Source organism: Pseudomonas sp. HN2-3 (genome assembly GCF_020691745.1).
Taxonomy (GTDB): domain Bacteria; phylum Pseudomonadota; class Gammaproteobacteria; order Pseudomonadales; family Pseudomonadaceae; genus Aquipseudomonas; species Aquipseudomonas capeferrum.
This window is the reverse complement of record NZ_CP085704.1, coordinates 5,821,137-5,835,960: the sequence shown is the minus strand read 5'-3', so window position 1 is coordinate 5,835,960 and position 14,824 is coordinate 5,821,137. Positions and strand designations below refer to the sequence as shown.

Below are 14,824 nucleotides of genomic sequence, written 5' to 3'. Positions count from 1 at the left end.
AGCAAAGGCCTAAGGGGTTGGACCATGGTGGGCGGCGCAAAGTTACGCGCAGGCGTCGTCCTGATCCAGTAGACGAAGGGCGGTTTCACCCACTTTGCGCACGGCGGCCTCGATTGACGGCGTAGGCAGGGCCGCGAAGTTCATGCGCAAGCAGTGACGGAACTTGCCCGAGGCCGAGAAAATGCTGCCGACCGCGATCTGTACACCTTGCTCCAGTAAAGCGCGGTTCAGCCGCAGCGTGTCGAAATGTTCGGGCAGTTCGACCCACAGCATGAAGCCACCCTGGGGCCGACTGACACGCGTGCCCGGCGGGAAGTAACGGGTCACCCAGTCGCTCATCAGGTCGCGGCTGCGTTGGTACTGGCTGCGCATGCGCCGCACGTGAGGCTGGTAATGGCCGGCTTTGATGAAGTCGGCGATGGCCAGCTGGGGCTGGCTGGCGGTGCTGCCGGTGCTGATGTACTTCATGTGCAGCACCCGCTCCAGGTAACGCCCCGGCGCTACCCAGCCGATGCGCAGGCCGGGTGCCAAGGTCTTGGAGAACGAACTGCACAGCAATACACGGCCGTCGTCGTCGAACGACTTGAGGGTGCGCGGGCGCGGGTAGGTGTAGGCCAGGTCGCCGTACACATCGTCTTCGAGAATGGCCACGTCATAGCGCTGGGCCAGGCTGAGCAAGGCCTTCTTGCGTGCCTCGGGCATGATGTAACCCAGTGGGTTGTTGCAGCTCGGGGTGATCTGGATGAGCTTGATCGGCCACTGCTCCAGGGCCAGTTCCAGTGCTTCGAGGCTGATGCCGGTGACCGGGTCGGTGGGGATCTCCAGCGCCTTCATGCCCAGGCCCTTGAGGGTTTGCATGGCGCCATGAAAGCTGGGCGAGTCGACCGCAACAATGTCGCCTGGCTCGCACACGGCGCGAATGCTGCAGGACAGCGCCTCATGGCAGCCGGTGGTCACCACCAGGTCCGCCGGGCTCAGGCGGCAGCCGGAGTCCAGCGTCAGGCGGGCGATCTGCTCGCGCAGGGCCAGGTTGCCATGGATGTTGTCGTAGTAGAGGCCGGGCATGTCCTGGCGCCGGCTCAGCTGGGCGAGGCTGCGCAGCAGCGGCTTAAGGGTCGGGCTGTTGATGTCGGGCATGCCGCGCCCCAGCTGCATCACATCCTGGCGTGGGGTGCTGCGGACCAGTTCCAGCACCTGCTCCCACTGGGAGATGTCCACGGGGCGCTGGGCCGGGCGGCTGACGGCGGGCAGGGCAGGGAGGTGGCGGCCTTCGCTGACGAAATAGCCGGATTTGGGCCGCGGCGAGACCATGCCGCTGTCTTCGAGCATGCGGTAGGCCTGTTGCACGGTGCTCAGGCTGACCCCGTGCTCCACGCTCAGGGCACGCACCGAGGGCAGGCGCTGGCCGGGGCGATACAGGCCCTGTTCGATACGGGCGCCGAGCAACTCGGCGAGGTTGAGGTAAAGCGTCACGGCATACTCCAGCGCCGCTGAGCTGCAGCGACCAGTACAGTTGCGCTGAAAATACAGCATTCACCCGTCGATTCGCCAATTCTGTATGGGAATAATAAGCCGCTATTGGATCTGTATTGTCATCAGTGCCGACGCGCATGCTTGCTTCACGGTATCAACTGAGCGGGAGAACGCAGCGATGGGTGGCATGAGCGATGTGCGCTTGCAACTGATGGCCAAGGAGCTGGAAACCGGGCAGCACGCCAAGGTCTTCAATGCGCCGGCAGGCCTGAGCCGTTGGGGGCTGATGCTGCACCGCTGGCACACCCGCAGGGCCTTGTTGCAACTGACCGATGATGAATTGCGCGATGTCGGGCTGAGCTGGGAGCAGGCCCGAGAAGAGGGGCGTAAGCCATTTTGGAGGGATTGATTGAGGGCTACGTGGTGCATGGCTTGAGGGTGATGGTGGCGCTCGATTTGCGCGCCACTATCACCCTCAAGGCATGCTCCGCCTCACATCACCTAAACCAATTCCTTGAGCCGGTGCCAGAGCATCCCCAATGCCAGCAGTGGCGAGCGCAGGTGCTTGCCGCCAGGGAAGGTGATGTGCGGCACCTTGGCGAACAGGTCGAAGCGCCCGCTCTGCTGGCCGCTGATGGCCTCGCCAAGCAGGCGCCCTGCAAGGTGGGTGGCGTTGAGCCCATGGCCGGAATAGGCCTGGGCGTAGTAGACGTTCGGCTGGCTGGCCAAACGCCCGATCTGTGGCAGGCGGTTGGCCCCGATGCCAATCATGCCGCCCCATTGGAACTCGATGCGCACATCGGCCAACTGCGGGAATACCTTGAGCATCTTTGGCCGCATGTAGGCGGCAATGTCTTGCGGGTCGCGGCCGGAATAGTGGCAGGCACCGCCGAACAGCAGCCGCTGGTCGGCAGACAGCCGGTAGTAATCCAGCGCCACGCGCTGGTCGCACACGGCCATGTTCTGCGGCAGCAGCGCGCGGGCACGCGCGTCGCCCAGGGGCTCGGTGGCGATGATGTAGCTGCCGGCGGGTAGCACCTTGCCGCCCAGCTCGCGATTGAGGCCATTGTGGTAGGCGTTGCAGCACAGTACCAACGTCTTGGCACGGACCCGGCCTTGAGCGGTGTGTACCTTGACTTCGGGGCCGTACTCGATGCGCGTGACCTCTGACTGCTCGAACAGCCGCACGCCAAGGCGGCTGGCCACGGCCGCTTCGCCGAGGGCCAGGTTGAGCGGGTGCAGGTGGCCCGAGCCCATGTCGATCAGGCCGCCCACATAGCGGTCGGAGCCGACCACGCTGTGAATATCGTCTTTCGCCACCAGACGCAGCGCGTGGCGATACCCCAGGCTGCGCAATGCTTCGGCTTCTTCGGCAAAGCCTTGCAGCTCGCCAGGTTTGTTGGCCAGGTCGCAGTAGCCCCAGGTCAGGTCGCAGGCGATGTTGTGGCGCTCGACCCGCTCGCGGACGATCTCCACGGCCTCCAGGCCCATCAGCTTCATGCTGCGCACGCCTTCCTCGCCGATCACCGGGAGGAACTGCTCCAGGCCATGGCCGACACCGCGGATCAATTGCCCGCCGTTGCGCCCGCTAGCGCCCCAGCCGAGCTTGCGGGCTTCCAGCAGGATCACCGAGAGGCCACGTTCAGCCAGTTCGATGGCGGTGTTAAGGCCTGAATAGCCACCGCCAATGATGCACACGTCGGCGCTGTGCTCGCCTTGCAGGAAGGCATGATCGGCGTGTGGCGCGCTGCTGGCGGCGTAATAGGAAGCGGCGTGCTGCGCGCTATGAATCATGGGGTAGGTCCTGGGCTTTTGGGCAGAGGAGGGAGGATAAGCTGGGGTCGGAAGGTGGGCAACAAGGCGAGAGCCGCGTCCGCGTTCGCGGTTAAAGCTGCGCCCACAGGGCCGGTGCAATGGGCCTATAATTCACCCCACCTTCTTGCTCTGTACCCGCCATGTCCTGCAACCGCCACAAGATTCACTTCCTGCGCGAACTCATCCCTTCTTTCGAGTGCGAGCCCGGCTGCCACGACTGCTGCGGCCCGGTCACCACCTCGGCCGAAGAAATGGCTCGCCTGCCGCGCAAGACCGAGGCCGAGCAAGCCGCTGCGCTGCAGCACCTGGACTGCGTGCACTTGGGCCCCAACGGCTGCACAGTGTATGAAGAGCGCCCGATGATCTGCCGCCTGTTCGGCACCACCCCACGCATGGCCTGCCCGCGCGGCCGTGGCCCGGAGCAGATGATCGAGCCCGAGGCCGAGCAGCTCGTTCATCAATTCATTGCCACCACCCGCCAGGTGCTGGTCTAGCGTCAGTCCGGAATCGGCAGGCAGAGGCTCTCCTTCACCTCTTCCATCACGATGTAGCTCTTCGACTCGCGCACGTGCGGCAGCTTCAGCAGGATGTCGCCCAGCAGCTTGCGGTACGACGCCATCTCCGAAATACGCGCCTTTACCAGGTAGTCGAAATCGCCCGAAACCAGGTGGCACTCCAGCACATGGGGCAGCTTGAGCACCGCACGCCGAAACTCCTCGAAGGTGTCGCCAGACTTGTAGTCCAGGCTGATTTCGACGAACACCAGCAAGCTGCCCTTCAGGTGCTGCGGATTGAGCCGGGCGTTGTAGCCCATGATGATGCCCTCGCGTTCCAGGCGGCGGACGCGCTCGGTGCAAGGGGTGGTGGAAAGCCCAACTTTCTCGCCCAGTTCGGTGAAGGAAATACGCCCGTCATTCTGCAGGATCCGCAGTATGTTGCGGTCGATCTTGTCCAGTTCACGCTTGCTCTGGTGCTGGGTTCTCATAGGGGATGCCCCTCCGTGAAAGGCAATATTGCCGAGAATTCTCGCCAAATATAGGCTTTTATATAGTGAATTGCACTGGTCTGTAATTTTTATACTGCGCGCATCCATGCCATTTCAACAAAAGACAGCGGTGCGCCGCGTGCGAGGGATCAACAATGCGAGTTCTGGTACTTGGTAGCGGTGTGATCGGAACCGCCAGTGCCTATTATCTGGCCCGGCAAGGTTACGAAGTGACGGTGGTCGACCGCCAGCCGGCGGTAGCCATGGAAACCAGCTTCGCCAACGCAGGCCAGATCTCGCCCGGCTATGCCTCGCCCTGGGCCGCCCCGGGTGTACCGCTCAAGGCCATCAAGTGGTTGCTCGAACGCCACGCGCCCCTGGCCATCAAGCTGACCGGCGACGTTGACCAGTACCTGTGGATGGCACAGATGCTGCGCAACTGCACCGCCAGCCGTTATGCGGTGAACAAGGAACGCATGGTGCGTCTGTCCGAGTACAGCCGTGATTGCCTCGACGAGCTGCGTGCCGAAACCGGCATCGCTTATGAAGCCCGCACCCTGGGCACCACCCAGTTGTTCCGCACCCAGGCGCAGGTCGATGCCGCCGCCAAAGACATCGCCGTGCTCGAGCAGTCCGGTGTGCCTTATGAACTGCTCGACCGCGACGGCATCGCCCGCGTCGAACCGGCCCTGGCCGGGGTAAAAGACATTCTGGCCGGTGCCCTGCGCCTGCCCAACGACCAGACCGGCGACTGCCAGCTGTTCACCACCAAGCTTGCCGACATGGCGCTGAAGCTGGGTGTGGAGTTCCGCTTCGGCCAGGACATCCAGCGCCTGGACTTCGCCGGCGACCGCATCAATGGCGTGTGGATCGACGGCAAGCTGGAAACCGCCGACCGCTACGTGCTGGCCCTGGGCAGCTATTCGCCGCAGATGCTCAAGCCGCTGGGTATCAAGGCGCCGGTCTACCCGCTCAAGGGTTACTCGCTGACGGTGCCGATCACCAACGCCGACATGGCGCCGACCTCGACCATTCTCGATGAAACCTACAAGGTCGCCATCACCCGTTTCGACAACCGCATCCGCGTCGGCGGCATGGCTGAGATCGCCGGTTTTGACCTGTCGCTGAACCCGCGTCGACGCGAAACGCTGGAGATGATCGTCAACGACCTTTATCCTCGCGGCGGTGACCTGAGCCAAGCCAGTTTCTGGACCGGCCTGCGCCCGGCGACCCCGGACGGTACACCGATCGTGGGTGCCACTGCGTTCCGTAACCTGTTCCTGAACACCGGTCACGGGACCTTGGGTTGGACCATGGCGTGCGGTTCGGGTCGCCTGCTGGCAGACCTGATTGCGCGCAAGAAGCCGCAGATCAGTGCCGAAGGCCTGGATATTTCCCGTTATGGCAACAGCCGGGAAGCCACCAAGCAAGGCCAGACCGCGCCCGTGCATCAATGATTTGAAGGCCTGCGCTGGCCTCTTCGCGGGGTTACCTGCGAAGAGGCAAACACCGTTATTAAACTGAACCACCATAAGGCATGCCGCCATGCGTCCCGCCCGCGCCCTGATCGACCTCCAGGCCCTGCGCCACAACTACCGCCTTGCCCGTGAACTGACCGGCGCCAAAGCCCTTGCCGTGATCAAGGCCGATGCCTACGGCCACGGCGCGGTGCGTTGCGCCCTGGCACTGGAGGCCGAAGCCGATGGCTTTGCCGTGGCCTGCATCGAAGAAGCGCTAGAGCTGCGCGCAGCTGGCATCAAGGCGCCTGTGCTGTTGCTCGAAGGCTTCTTCGAGGCCAGCGAACTGGCCCTGATCGCCGAGCACGACCTGTGGTGCGTGGTGCATTCGCTGTGGCAGCTTGAAGCAATCGAAAAGACCCAGGTGCACAAGCCGCTGACCGTCTGGCTGAAGCTCGACAGCGGCATGCACCGCGTCGGCCTGCACCCCAAGGATTATCACGAGGCGTATCAGCGCCTGCTGGCTACTGGCAGCGTCCTGCGCATCGTATTGATGAGCCACTTCGCCCGTGCCGACGAACTGGACGCCGACGCCACCGCCGAGCAGATCTCGGTGTTCGAGGCCGCGCGCCAGGGGCTGGCTGCCGAGTGCAGCTTGCGCAACTCGCCCGGGGTGCTGGCGTGGCCACAGGCGGGTGGCGACTGGGTGCGCCCGGGCCTCATGCTGTATGGCGCCACCCCCTTCGAAGTCGCCCAGGCCGAGGCTGAGCGCCTGCAACCGGTGATGACCCTGCAATCGCGGGTCATCAGCGTGCGCGAGCTGCCGGCCGGCGAGCCGGTGGGCTACGGCGCCAAGTTCATCGGCACGCGGCCGACCCGCGTCGGCGTGGTCGCCATGGGCTATGCCGATGGCTACCCGCGCCAGGCGCCCAATGGCACCCCGGTGATGGTCGCGGGCAAGCGCAGCCAGCTGATTGGCCGGGTGTCGATGGACATGCTGTGCATCGACCTGACCGATGTGCCCGAGGCTACCGTGGGCAGCCCGGTGGAGCTGTGGGGCAAGCAGGTGCTGGCCAGCGAGGTGGCTGCCCATGCCGGCACCATTCCGTACCAGATCTTCTGCAACCTCAAGCGGGTGCCGAGGGACTACTGTGGTGAGTAGGTGCGACGAATAAGACGCTGAAGCGGACAGGTTGCAGGGTGGTGTGTTGTAAATACTGAACGGCATTGCCATGATATCGTTCACATTCACCCCCCTCTCTACCCGTTTCAGGAGGCTCCAGCTTTGGACGTCGGCGAACGACTGCAAGCCATCCGCAAGCTCAAGGGCCTGTCACAACGTGAGCTCGCCAAGCGCGCGGGTGTCACCAACAGCACCATCTCGATGATCGAGAAAAACAGCGTCAGCCCTTCGATCAGTTCGCTGCGCAAGGTGCTGAGCGGCATTCCGATGTCCATGGTCGAGTTCTTTTCGGTCGAACTGGCCGCCGAGAGCCCTACGCAGGTCGTCTACAAGGCCCATGAGCTGATCGACATCTCGGACGGTGCGGTGACCATGAAGCTGGTGGGCAAGTCGCACCCCAACCGCGCCATTGCGTTTCTCACCGAGGTCTACCCACCGGGTGCCGACACCGGTGCCGAGATGCTTACCCACGACGGTGAAGAGACCGGCATCCTGCTTGAAGGGCGGCTTGAGCTGGTGGTCGGCAACGAGATTTTCATCCTCGAAGAGGGCGACAGCTACTACTTCGAAAGTACCCGCCCGCACCGCTTTCGCAACCCCTTCAAGGAACCTGCCCGGTTGATCAGCGCCGCGACGCCTTCAAACTTTTGATCCAGCGCAGTGCATTGTTTCGGCAATACCCCTTTCCTGTGTGGGGTCGTTTCACGGCCTCTGGGTTCCCGCTATACTTTTCAACGCTCGCCGATCCGTGGCCGCGAGCGTGATTAGCCACCATGAGGGTGTACGCGTGAACCAAATCAAGAAGATGCTGGCTGTACCAGCAGCCGTATTCGCCCTCTGGGCAATGAGCGCAACCGCTGCAACCAATGACGACATCGCCAAGCGCCTAGAGCCGGTGGGCCAGGTGTGCGTCCAGGGCCAGGAGTGCAAGGGCATGGAGGTTGCCACTGCGGCAGCTGGCGGCGCTGCCAAGACGCCGGACGACATCATCGCCAAGCACTGCAATGCCTGCCATGGCACCGGCTTGCTGGGCGCGCCGAAAATCGGCGATACCGCCGCGTGGAAGGAACGTGCCGACCACCAGGGCGGCCTGGATGGCATCCTGGCCAAGGCCATTACCGGTATCAATGCCATGCCGCCGAAGGGCACCTGTGCCGATTGCTCGGATGATGACCTGATGGGTGCGATCAAGAAGATGTCGGGGTTGTAAGCAGCCGCTCAATTGCATGAGGCCCGCCTTTGATGGCGGGCTTTGTATATGTGCAGCCAGTGCCGGCAACCAACCCGCTGAACCCCATGTCCAACCCCTGACCCCATGGAAGACTCAGGAGGCCAAGATGCACCTCTGCTCCATCGATCAGGCAGTCGACCAGGCGCTGTCGCGCCTGCCGGCCCACATTCACATGGGCCTGCCGCTGGGCCTTGGCAAACCCAACGCCTTCGTCAATGCGCTGTACGCCCGAGTGCGCGAACTGCCCGAGCGCCAGCTGACGATCTACACCGCCTTGTCCCTTGGCCGTCCACCCTTGGGCGACGGCCTGCAGCGGCGCTTCCTCGAACCCTTCATCGAGCGTGTGTTCGCCGATTACGAAGACCTCACCTACCTCGCCGACCTGCGCAACGACCAACTGCCGCCGAACATCCGCGTCGAGCAGTTCTTCATGCAGCCCGGCAGCCTGCTGCACAGCGAGAGCGCCCAGCAGGACTACGTCAGCAGCAACTACAGCCACGCCGCCCGTGACATCAACGCCAAGGGCCTTAACCTGATTGCCCAGCTGGTGGCCGCCACGCCAGAAAAGCCCGTGCACCTGAGCTTGGCCTGTAACCCCGACATCACCCTCGACCTGCTGCCGATGATCGCCAAGCGCCGCGCGGCCGGTGAAACCATTCTCATGCTGGGCCAGGTGCATGCCGAGCTGCCCTACATGCCGGGTGACTCGGAGCTGAGCATCGACGCATTCGACCTGCTGATCGATGAGGTGGAGCAACGCCGGCTGTTCTCCACGCCGAACATGCCGGTCACCACCCAGGACCATTGCATCGGCCTGCACGCCAGCACCCTGGTGCGTGATGGCGGCACCTTGCAGATAGGCATCGGCGCCATGGGCGATGCCGTGGCCGCTGCGCTGTTAGCGCGCCAGGGCGACAATGCGGGCTATCGGGCATTGATGGATGAACTGGATGTTGGCCCTTGGCAAACCCTGATCCAGCGGGAAGGGGGGCTGGATGCCTTCGCCCAAGGCCTCTACGGATGCAGCGAAATGTTCGTCAACGGCCTGCTGGCGCTGGCCGAGGCGGGCGTGGTGCGGCGCCCGGCAGACGAGCAGGGCGTACTGGTGCATGGCGGGTTTTTCCTCGGCCCACGGGCGTTCTACCAACGCTTGCGGGACATGCCGCTGGAGCAGCGCGCACGGTTTGCCATGACGCGTATCAGTTTCATCAATGAGCTGTATGGCCAGGAAGAACTGAAGCGCCGCCAGCGCCGGGATGCGCGGTTCATCAATACGGTATTCACCATGACCCTGCTGGGCGCGGGGGTGGCCGACCAGCTGGAGGATGGCCGTGTGCTCAGCGGCGTGGGCGGGCAGTACAACTTCGTCGCCCAAGGCCACGCGCTGGAGGGCGGGCGATCGATACTGCTGTTACGTAGCTGGCGCGAGGCGGCGGGCGAGGTCAGCTCGAACCTGCTGTGGGCCTACGGCCACTGCACCATCCCCAGGCACCTGCGCGATATCGTGGTGACCGAGTACGGCATCGCCGACCTGCGCGGGCAGACCGACAGTGAAGTGATTGCACGGTTGTTGGCGGTCAGTGATTCGAGGTTCCAGGGCGAGCTGATCGAACAGGCCAAGAAGGCCGGCAAGTTGGCCAGGGATTTCCAGCTGGAAGCACGCTTTACCGACAACACGCCAGAGCGCCTTGAGGCCATCCGGGCGCGCCATGCAGGGCTGTTTCCGGAGTATCCGCTGGGCACCGATTTCACGGCCGAAGAGCGTGACTTGCTGCGGGCGTTGAACTGGCTGAAGAGCAAGTTCAGGTTGAGCGAGGTACTGGGGCTGGGCAAGGCAGCGCTGGATGCGCCGGGGCCGGAGGGGTATGCGGCGCAGTTGGCGCGCATGGGGTTGGGGGATCCCCAAGGGCTGAAGGAAGAAATCTATCAGCGGTTATTGCTGGCGGGTTTGGCGGCGACCCGATAATTGTCGGGGCCGCAGAGCGGCCCTTTCGCGACGCAAGGCCGCTCCTACAGGCTCGCGCGATCTGCTTCACCTGTAGGAGCGGCCCCAACGGCGATCACTCGATGAAGCTGACCACACCACCTGCCAGCGACTTCACCCGCGCCAGCGATTCAACGCGGTAGCCCTGGCTGTCCAGCTCGGCACGGCCGCCCTGGAACGACTTCTCGATGACGATACCCAGCCCAGCCACCGTGGCGCCAGCCTGCTTGATGATCGAGATCAGTGCCTGCGACGCCTTGCCGTTGGCCAGGAAGTCATCGATCACCAGCACGCGGTCGCTGCTGTTGAGATGGCGCGGCGAGATGGCCACGGTGTTCTCGGTCTGCTTGGTGAAGGAGTACACCGAGGCAGTCAGCAGGTTCTCGGTCAGCGTCAGCGACTGGTGCTTGCGCGCAAAGATCACCGGCACGCCCAGCTTCAGGCCCGTCATCACCGCCGGGGCAATGCCCGAGGCTTCGATGGTGACGATCTTGGTCACGCCGGCGTCGGCGAACAGGCGGGCGAACTCGTCACCGATCAGCTGCATCAGCGCAGGGTCGATCTGGTGGTTGAGAAACGCGTCGACTTTGAGAACCTGATCGGAAAGCACGATGCCTTCTTCGCGAATCTTCTGATGCAGTGCTTCCACTGTGGTTTTCCTCGATGTAGCAAAGGTGGCCGCAACAGCGGCAACGGTTAAAGAGTAAGGGTTGATCAGCGTTTGAGCATCGCCCGAATATCGGCCAGTGCGTTGTTGCCACGCGCAGCTTTGACTTCGACTGGCGCATCGTCCAGGCCTTCCCAGGCCAGGTCGTCCGGCGGCAGTTCGTCGAGGAACCGGCTCGGTGTGCAGTCGATGATCTCGCCGTACTGCTTGCGCTTGGCCGCAAAGGTGAAGGCCAGGGTCTGGCGCGCGCGGGTGATGCCCACGTAGGCCAGGCGGCGTTCTTCTTCGATGGTGTCGGCTTCGATGCTGGAGCGGTGCGGGAGGATCTCTTCTTCCATGCCCATGATGAACACGTAAGGGAATTCCAGCCCCTTGGAGGCATGCAGGGTCATCATCTGCACGCCTTCGGCGTTTTCTTCCTCTTCCTGCTGGCGCTCGAGCATGTCGCGCAGCACCAGCTTGCCGATGGCGTCCTCGATGGTCATGTCACCCTCTTCGTCCTTCTCGAGGGTGTTTTTCAGCGCTTCGACCAGGAACCAGACGTTGCTGATACGGAACTCCGCCGCCTTGTCGCTGGCGGTTTGCTGGCGGATCCAGTTCTCGTAGTCGATGTCGCGGATCATTTCGTGCAGCGCGGCGATCGGGTCGTCCAGCGCCACCTTGTGGCGCACACCGTCCAGCCAATGCTTGAAGCGCTGCAGGCGCTCGGTGTAACGGGCGTCCAGGTGCTCGCCCAGGCCCATCTCCTCGCTGGCGGCGTACATCGAGATACCGCGTTCGGTCGAATAGTTACCGAGCTTTTCCAGGGTCGTGGAGCCGATTTCCCGGCGCGGCACATTGATGACCCGCAGGTAGGCGTTGTCGTCGTCGGGGTTCACCAGCAGGCGCAGGTAGGCCATGAGGTCCTTGACCTCCTGGCGGCCGAAGAAGCTGTTGCCGCCGGACAGGCGATACGGCACCTGGTGGTGCTGCAGCTTGAGTTCGATCAGCTTGGCCTGGTAGTTGCCGCGGTAGAGGATGGCGAAGTCGCTGTACGGGCGGTTGGTGCGCAGGTGCAGGGTGAGGATTTCCATGGCCACCCGTTCGGCCTCGGCTTCCTCGTTCTTGCAACGGATCACACGGATCTCGTCGCCCACGCCCATCTCGCTCCACAGCTGCTTTTCGAACGCGTGTGGGTTGTTGGCGATCAGCACGTTGGCGCAGCGCAGGATGCGGCTGGTGGAGCGGTAGTTCTGCTCCAGCATGACGATTTTAAGGGAGGGGTAGTCCTCCTTGAGCAGCATCAGGTTCTCGGGCCGCGCGCCGCGCCAGGCGTAGATCGACTGGTCGTCGTCGCCGACCACGGTGAACTGGTTGCGCATGCCGATCAGCATTTTCACCAGCAGGTACTGGCTGGCGTTGGTGTCCTGGTATTCATCGACCAGCAGGTAGCGCACGCGGTTCTGCCAGCGCTCCAGCACCTCGGGGTGTTCCTGGAACAGCTTGACCGGCTGCAGGATCAGGTCGTCGAAGTCCACCGCGTTGAACGCCTTGAGCGTGCGCTGGTAGTGGGTATAGACGATGGCGGCGGTCTGCTCGCGCGGGTTGCGAGCCTTTTCCAGGGCCTCGGGGGGGAGGATCAAGTCGTTCTTCCAGGCACCGATCATGTTCTTGATCTCGTCGATGCCGTCGTCGCCGGAATACTCTTTCTGCATGATGTCCGACAGCAGTGCCTTGATGTCGGACTCGTCGAAGATCGAAAAACCAGGCTTGTAGCCCAGGCGCTCATGCTCCTTGCGGATGATGTTCAAGCCCAGGTTGTGGAAGGTGCACACGGTCAGGCCGCGGCCTTCCCCCGGCCGCAGCAGGGTGGCGACCCGCTCTTTCATCTCGCGTGCGGCCTTGTTGGTGAAGGTCATCGCCACGATGTACTGGGCACGGATGCCGCAGTTCTGGATGAGGTGGGCAATCTTGCGCGTGATCACGCTGGTCTTGCCGGAACCTGCACCGGCGAGCACCAAAAGAGGGCCGCCAACGTAGTCTCGGGCTTCCTGTTGCCGGGGATTGAGTCGGGACATGCTAGAAACCGGGGGTCGCCAGAAAATAGCCGCGCATTCTAACAGGCATGGGCCGGTTATGGCGCGACCGTCTGACGTCTGAGTCAGACTTTTGTCTGCGCATAAGCATTAGTTAGGCTCATGCTATTCATTGAAAAAATCGTATTTGCCGGTTGGCCTGGTTTCGCGCAGGATGCACGACAAAATGCGTCGGGGTGTACATGTCTAAAAATGGAAATCATTTTCATTAATGCAGTAGCATACCTGGCCTCTGCCGCTGCCCCGTCCAAGCCCTAAGGAGCCCGCTTGTCCACGCCTGTCGAACCTCTGCGTTTGCTGCTGTTGGCTGATGAGCCGGAATGGGCCGTGCTGTTGCGTGAGTGCGTGCAGGCCCTTGGCGGCAGCGCAGTGTTGTTGACCGCACCTGACTGGGAGTCGGTCGACAGCCTGTTCAGCCATGACCGCCAGGCCGTGGTCCTGGCCACACCGGCCCTGCAGCCTGCCCCTGGGCGCTGCGAACTGCCCACCATCGTGCTGCTCGATCACGAGCCGGAGGTGGCGCCCGGCGGGGTCAGCGACTGGCTGGTGCGCGACCATCTCAATGCTGATACCTTGCGCCGCTCGCTGCGCCATGTGCGCGAGCGCGGCGTGCTGGTGGCCACCTTGCAACGCCTGGCCGAGCAGGACCCACTGACCGGCATCGCCAACCGCCAGGGGTTTCAGGCCTTGCTGACGGCGCGCCTGGCAGAAGGTGATGGCCGTGGCCTGGCCCTCGGCCACCTCGACCTGGACAACTTCCGCCACGTCAACGACGCCCTCGGCCACCAGAGCGGCGACCGCCTTATCCTGCAGGTGGTGGTGCGGCTCAAGCAGCAACTGGAGGCCGGTGACCTGGTGGCGCGACTGGGCAGCGACGAATTCGCCCTGCTGATCGATACCCGCCGTGACCCGAACCGGGCCGAGTGGATGGCCGAACGCATCATCGAGGCCTTGGCCGAGCCCTACTGGATCGACGGCGAAAGCCTGCTGCTCGGCTGCAGCCTGGGCCTGGCGCATGCCCGCGCGCAGAGCGGTGCCGACCCCCTGATGTGGCATGCGCATATCGCCATGCGCCAGGCCAAGGGCAGCCAAGGCTGTACCTTTCATGTCTTCAATGAACGCATCAACTGCAACGCCCGCAGCCTTGCCGACCTGGAAAGCGAGCTGCGCCGGGCCCTGCGCCGTGACGAGCTGGAGCTGCACTACCAGCCACGGCTGAACCTGGCCGATGGGCGTATTGTCGGCCTGGAGGCGTTGGTGCGCTGGCGCCATGCCGAACGCGGCCTGTTGCCGCCCAGCGAGTTCGTGCCGCTGGCCGAGCAGAGCGGGCTGATCGTGCCGTTGGGCTACTGGGTGATATCGCGCGCGCTGCGTGACATGCAGGCGCTGTGCGAGCATGGCCTGGCGCCGTTGCACATGGCGGTGAACCTGAGCTTTCGCCAGTTTCAGGACAGCCAGCTACTGACGACCCTGAGCCGGTTGATCATCGAACACGGGGTCGATGCCCGCTGGCTGGAGTTCGAGCTGACCGAGACGGCGGTCATGCGTCGCAACGAGCTGGTACGCCAGACCATGGATGCCCTGGGGCGCCTGGGCGTGCGGTTTTCCCTGGATGATTTCGGCACGGGGTTCTCATCGTTCGTGCACTTGAACAGCCTGCCGATCGCGTTGCTCAAGGTCGATCGCAGCTTTGTTGCCGAAATGGAAATGCGCGAAGAGAACCGCAAGCTGGTGCACGCGATGATCAACCTGGCGCACAACCTCAACCTTGAAGTGGTGGCCGAGGGGGTCGAGAGCGAGGCACAGATGGCCTTGCTGCGTGAGTTCGGCTGTGACCAGGTGCAGGGGTTTCTGGTCAGCAAGCCGCTGCCGGTAGGGGAGTTGATGGCGTTTTTGCAGGAAAGTGGCAAGCCGCACCTGGTCAGCGTGTGAAATAGCCGGGGAGGGCAAAGCG

13 protein-coding genes are annotated in these 14,824 nt (G+C 63.4%); 8 read left to right on the top strand and 5 right to left on the bottom strand.

Going from position 1 to position 14,824, the window contains the following annotated elements; all coding sequences use genetic code 11:
- Window positions 1–42 precede the first annotated feature (42 nt).
- Complete coding sequence (locus LJX93_RS26430) at window positions 43–1,473, bottom strand: PLP-dependent aminotransferase family protein (protein WP_162525053.1); 1,431 nt, start codon at window positions 1,471–1,473, stop codon at window positions 43–45.
- Window positions 1,474–1,651: 178 nt separating this feature from the next.
- Between LJX93_RS26430 and LJX93_RS26425 the strand changes: the two genes are divergently transcribed.
- Window positions 1,652–1,882: a DUF1127 domain-containing protein gene (locus LJX93_RS26425; protein WP_033702284.1), complete on the top strand. Its 231-nt coding sequence runs from the start codon at window positions 1,652–1,654 to the stop codon at window positions 1,880–1,882.
- A gap of 92 nt (window positions 1,883–1,974) precedes the next feature.
- Here LJX93_RS26425 and LJX93_RS26420 read toward each other — a convergent pair whose 3' ends face one another.
- The gene (locus tag LJX93_RS26420; RefSeq protein WP_033702281.1) at window positions 1,975–3,267 is read right to left on the bottom strand and encodes an NAD(P)/FAD-dependent oxidoreductase; all 1,293 of its coding nucleotides are present in this window, start codon (window positions 3,265–3,267) and stop codon (window positions 1,975–1,977) included.
- Between the two features lie 161 nt (window positions 3,268–3,428).
- On the opposite strand from LJX93_RS26420, the gene LJX93_RS26415 reads away from it, so the two are divergent.
- The gene (locus LJX93_RS26415; RefSeq protein ID WP_033702279.1) at window positions 3,429–3,782 is read left to right on the top strand and encodes a YkgJ family cysteine cluster protein; all 354 of its coding nucleotides are present in this window, start codon (window positions 3,429–3,431) and stop codon (window positions 3,780–3,782) included.
- A gap of 2 nt (window positions 3,783–3,784) precedes the next feature.
- On the opposite strand, the gene dadR is transcribed toward LJX93_RS26415, so the two are convergent.
- The gene (gene dadR / locus LJX93_RS26410; RefSeq protein ID WP_003258963.1) at window positions 3,785–4,273 is read right to left on the bottom strand and encodes a transcriptional regulator DadR; all 489 of its coding nucleotides are present in this window, start codon (window positions 4,271–4,273) and stop codon (window positions 3,785–3,787) included.
- A gap of 155 nt (window positions 4,274–4,428) precedes the next feature.
- Between dadR and dadA the strand changes: the two genes are divergently transcribed.
- The 5 genes from dadA (at window position 4,429) to LJX93_RS26385 (ending at window position 10,110) form a co-directional block, all read left to right on the top strand.
- Complete coding sequence (gene dadA / locus LJX93_RS26405) at window positions 4,429–5,730, top strand: D-amino acid dehydrogenase (RefSeq protein ID WP_033702277.1); 1,302 nt, start codon at window positions 4,429–4,431, stop codon at window positions 5,728–5,730.
- Window positions 5,731–5,818: 88 nt separating this feature from the next.
- Complete coding sequence (gene alr / locus LJX93_RS26400; protein ID WP_033702275.1) at window positions 5,819–6,892, top strand: alanine racemase; 1,074 nt, start codon at window positions 5,819–5,821, stop codon at window positions 6,890–6,892.
- A 123-nt stretch (window positions 6,893–7,015) separates the two neighbouring features.
- Complete coding sequence (locus LJX93_RS26395; protein ID WP_033702273.1) at window positions 7,016–7,564, top strand: cupin domain-containing protein; 549 nt, start codon at window positions 7,016–7,018, stop codon at window positions 7,562–7,564.
- A 154-nt stretch (window positions 7,565–7,718) separates the two neighbouring features.
- On the top strand, window positions 7,719–8,123 hold the full coding sequence (locus LJX93_RS26390; RefSeq protein ID WP_047582592.1) for a c-type cytochrome: 405 nt from the start codon (window positions 7,719–7,721) through the stop codon (window positions 8,121–8,123).
- A 127-nt stretch (window positions 8,124–8,250) separates the two neighbouring features.
- Window positions 8,251–10,110, top strand: a complete 1,860-nt coding sequence (locus LJX93_RS26385) for an acetyl-CoA hydrolase/transferase C-terminal domain-containing protein (RefSeq protein WP_033702271.1) — start codon at window positions 8,251–8,253, stop codon at window positions 10,108–10,110.
- 94 nt (window positions 10,111–10,204) lie between these two features.
- Here the strand turns inward: LJX93_RS26385 and LJX93_RS26380 are convergent, their stop codons facing one another.
- Both LJX93_RS26380 and rep read right to left on the bottom strand, forming a co-directional pair.
- Window positions 10,205–10,777 carry a xanthine phosphoribosyltransferase gene (locus LJX93_RS26380; RefSeq protein ID WP_033702269.1) on the bottom strand — a complete coding sequence of 191 codons (573 nt, stop codon included), beginning with the start codon at window positions 10,775–10,777 and terminating at the stop codon, window positions 10,205–10,207.
- A 65-nt stretch (window positions 10,778–10,842) separates the two neighbouring features.
- A complete protein-coding gene (gene rep / locus LJX93_RS26375; protein ID WP_033702267.1) occupies window positions 10,843–12,852 on the bottom strand; it encodes a DNA helicase Rep in 2,010 nt (669 codons plus the stop codon).
- 285 nt (window positions 12,853–13,137) lie between these two features.
- Between rep and LJX93_RS26370 the strand changes: the two genes are divergently transcribed.
- Window positions 13,138–14,802, top strand: a complete 1,665-nt coding sequence (locus tag LJX93_RS26370) for a putative bifunctional diguanylate cyclase/phosphodiesterase (protein WP_033702266.1) — start codon at window positions 13,138–13,140, stop codon at window positions 14,800–14,802.
- The last annotated feature ends 22 nt before the right edge of the window (window positions 14,803–14,824 follow it).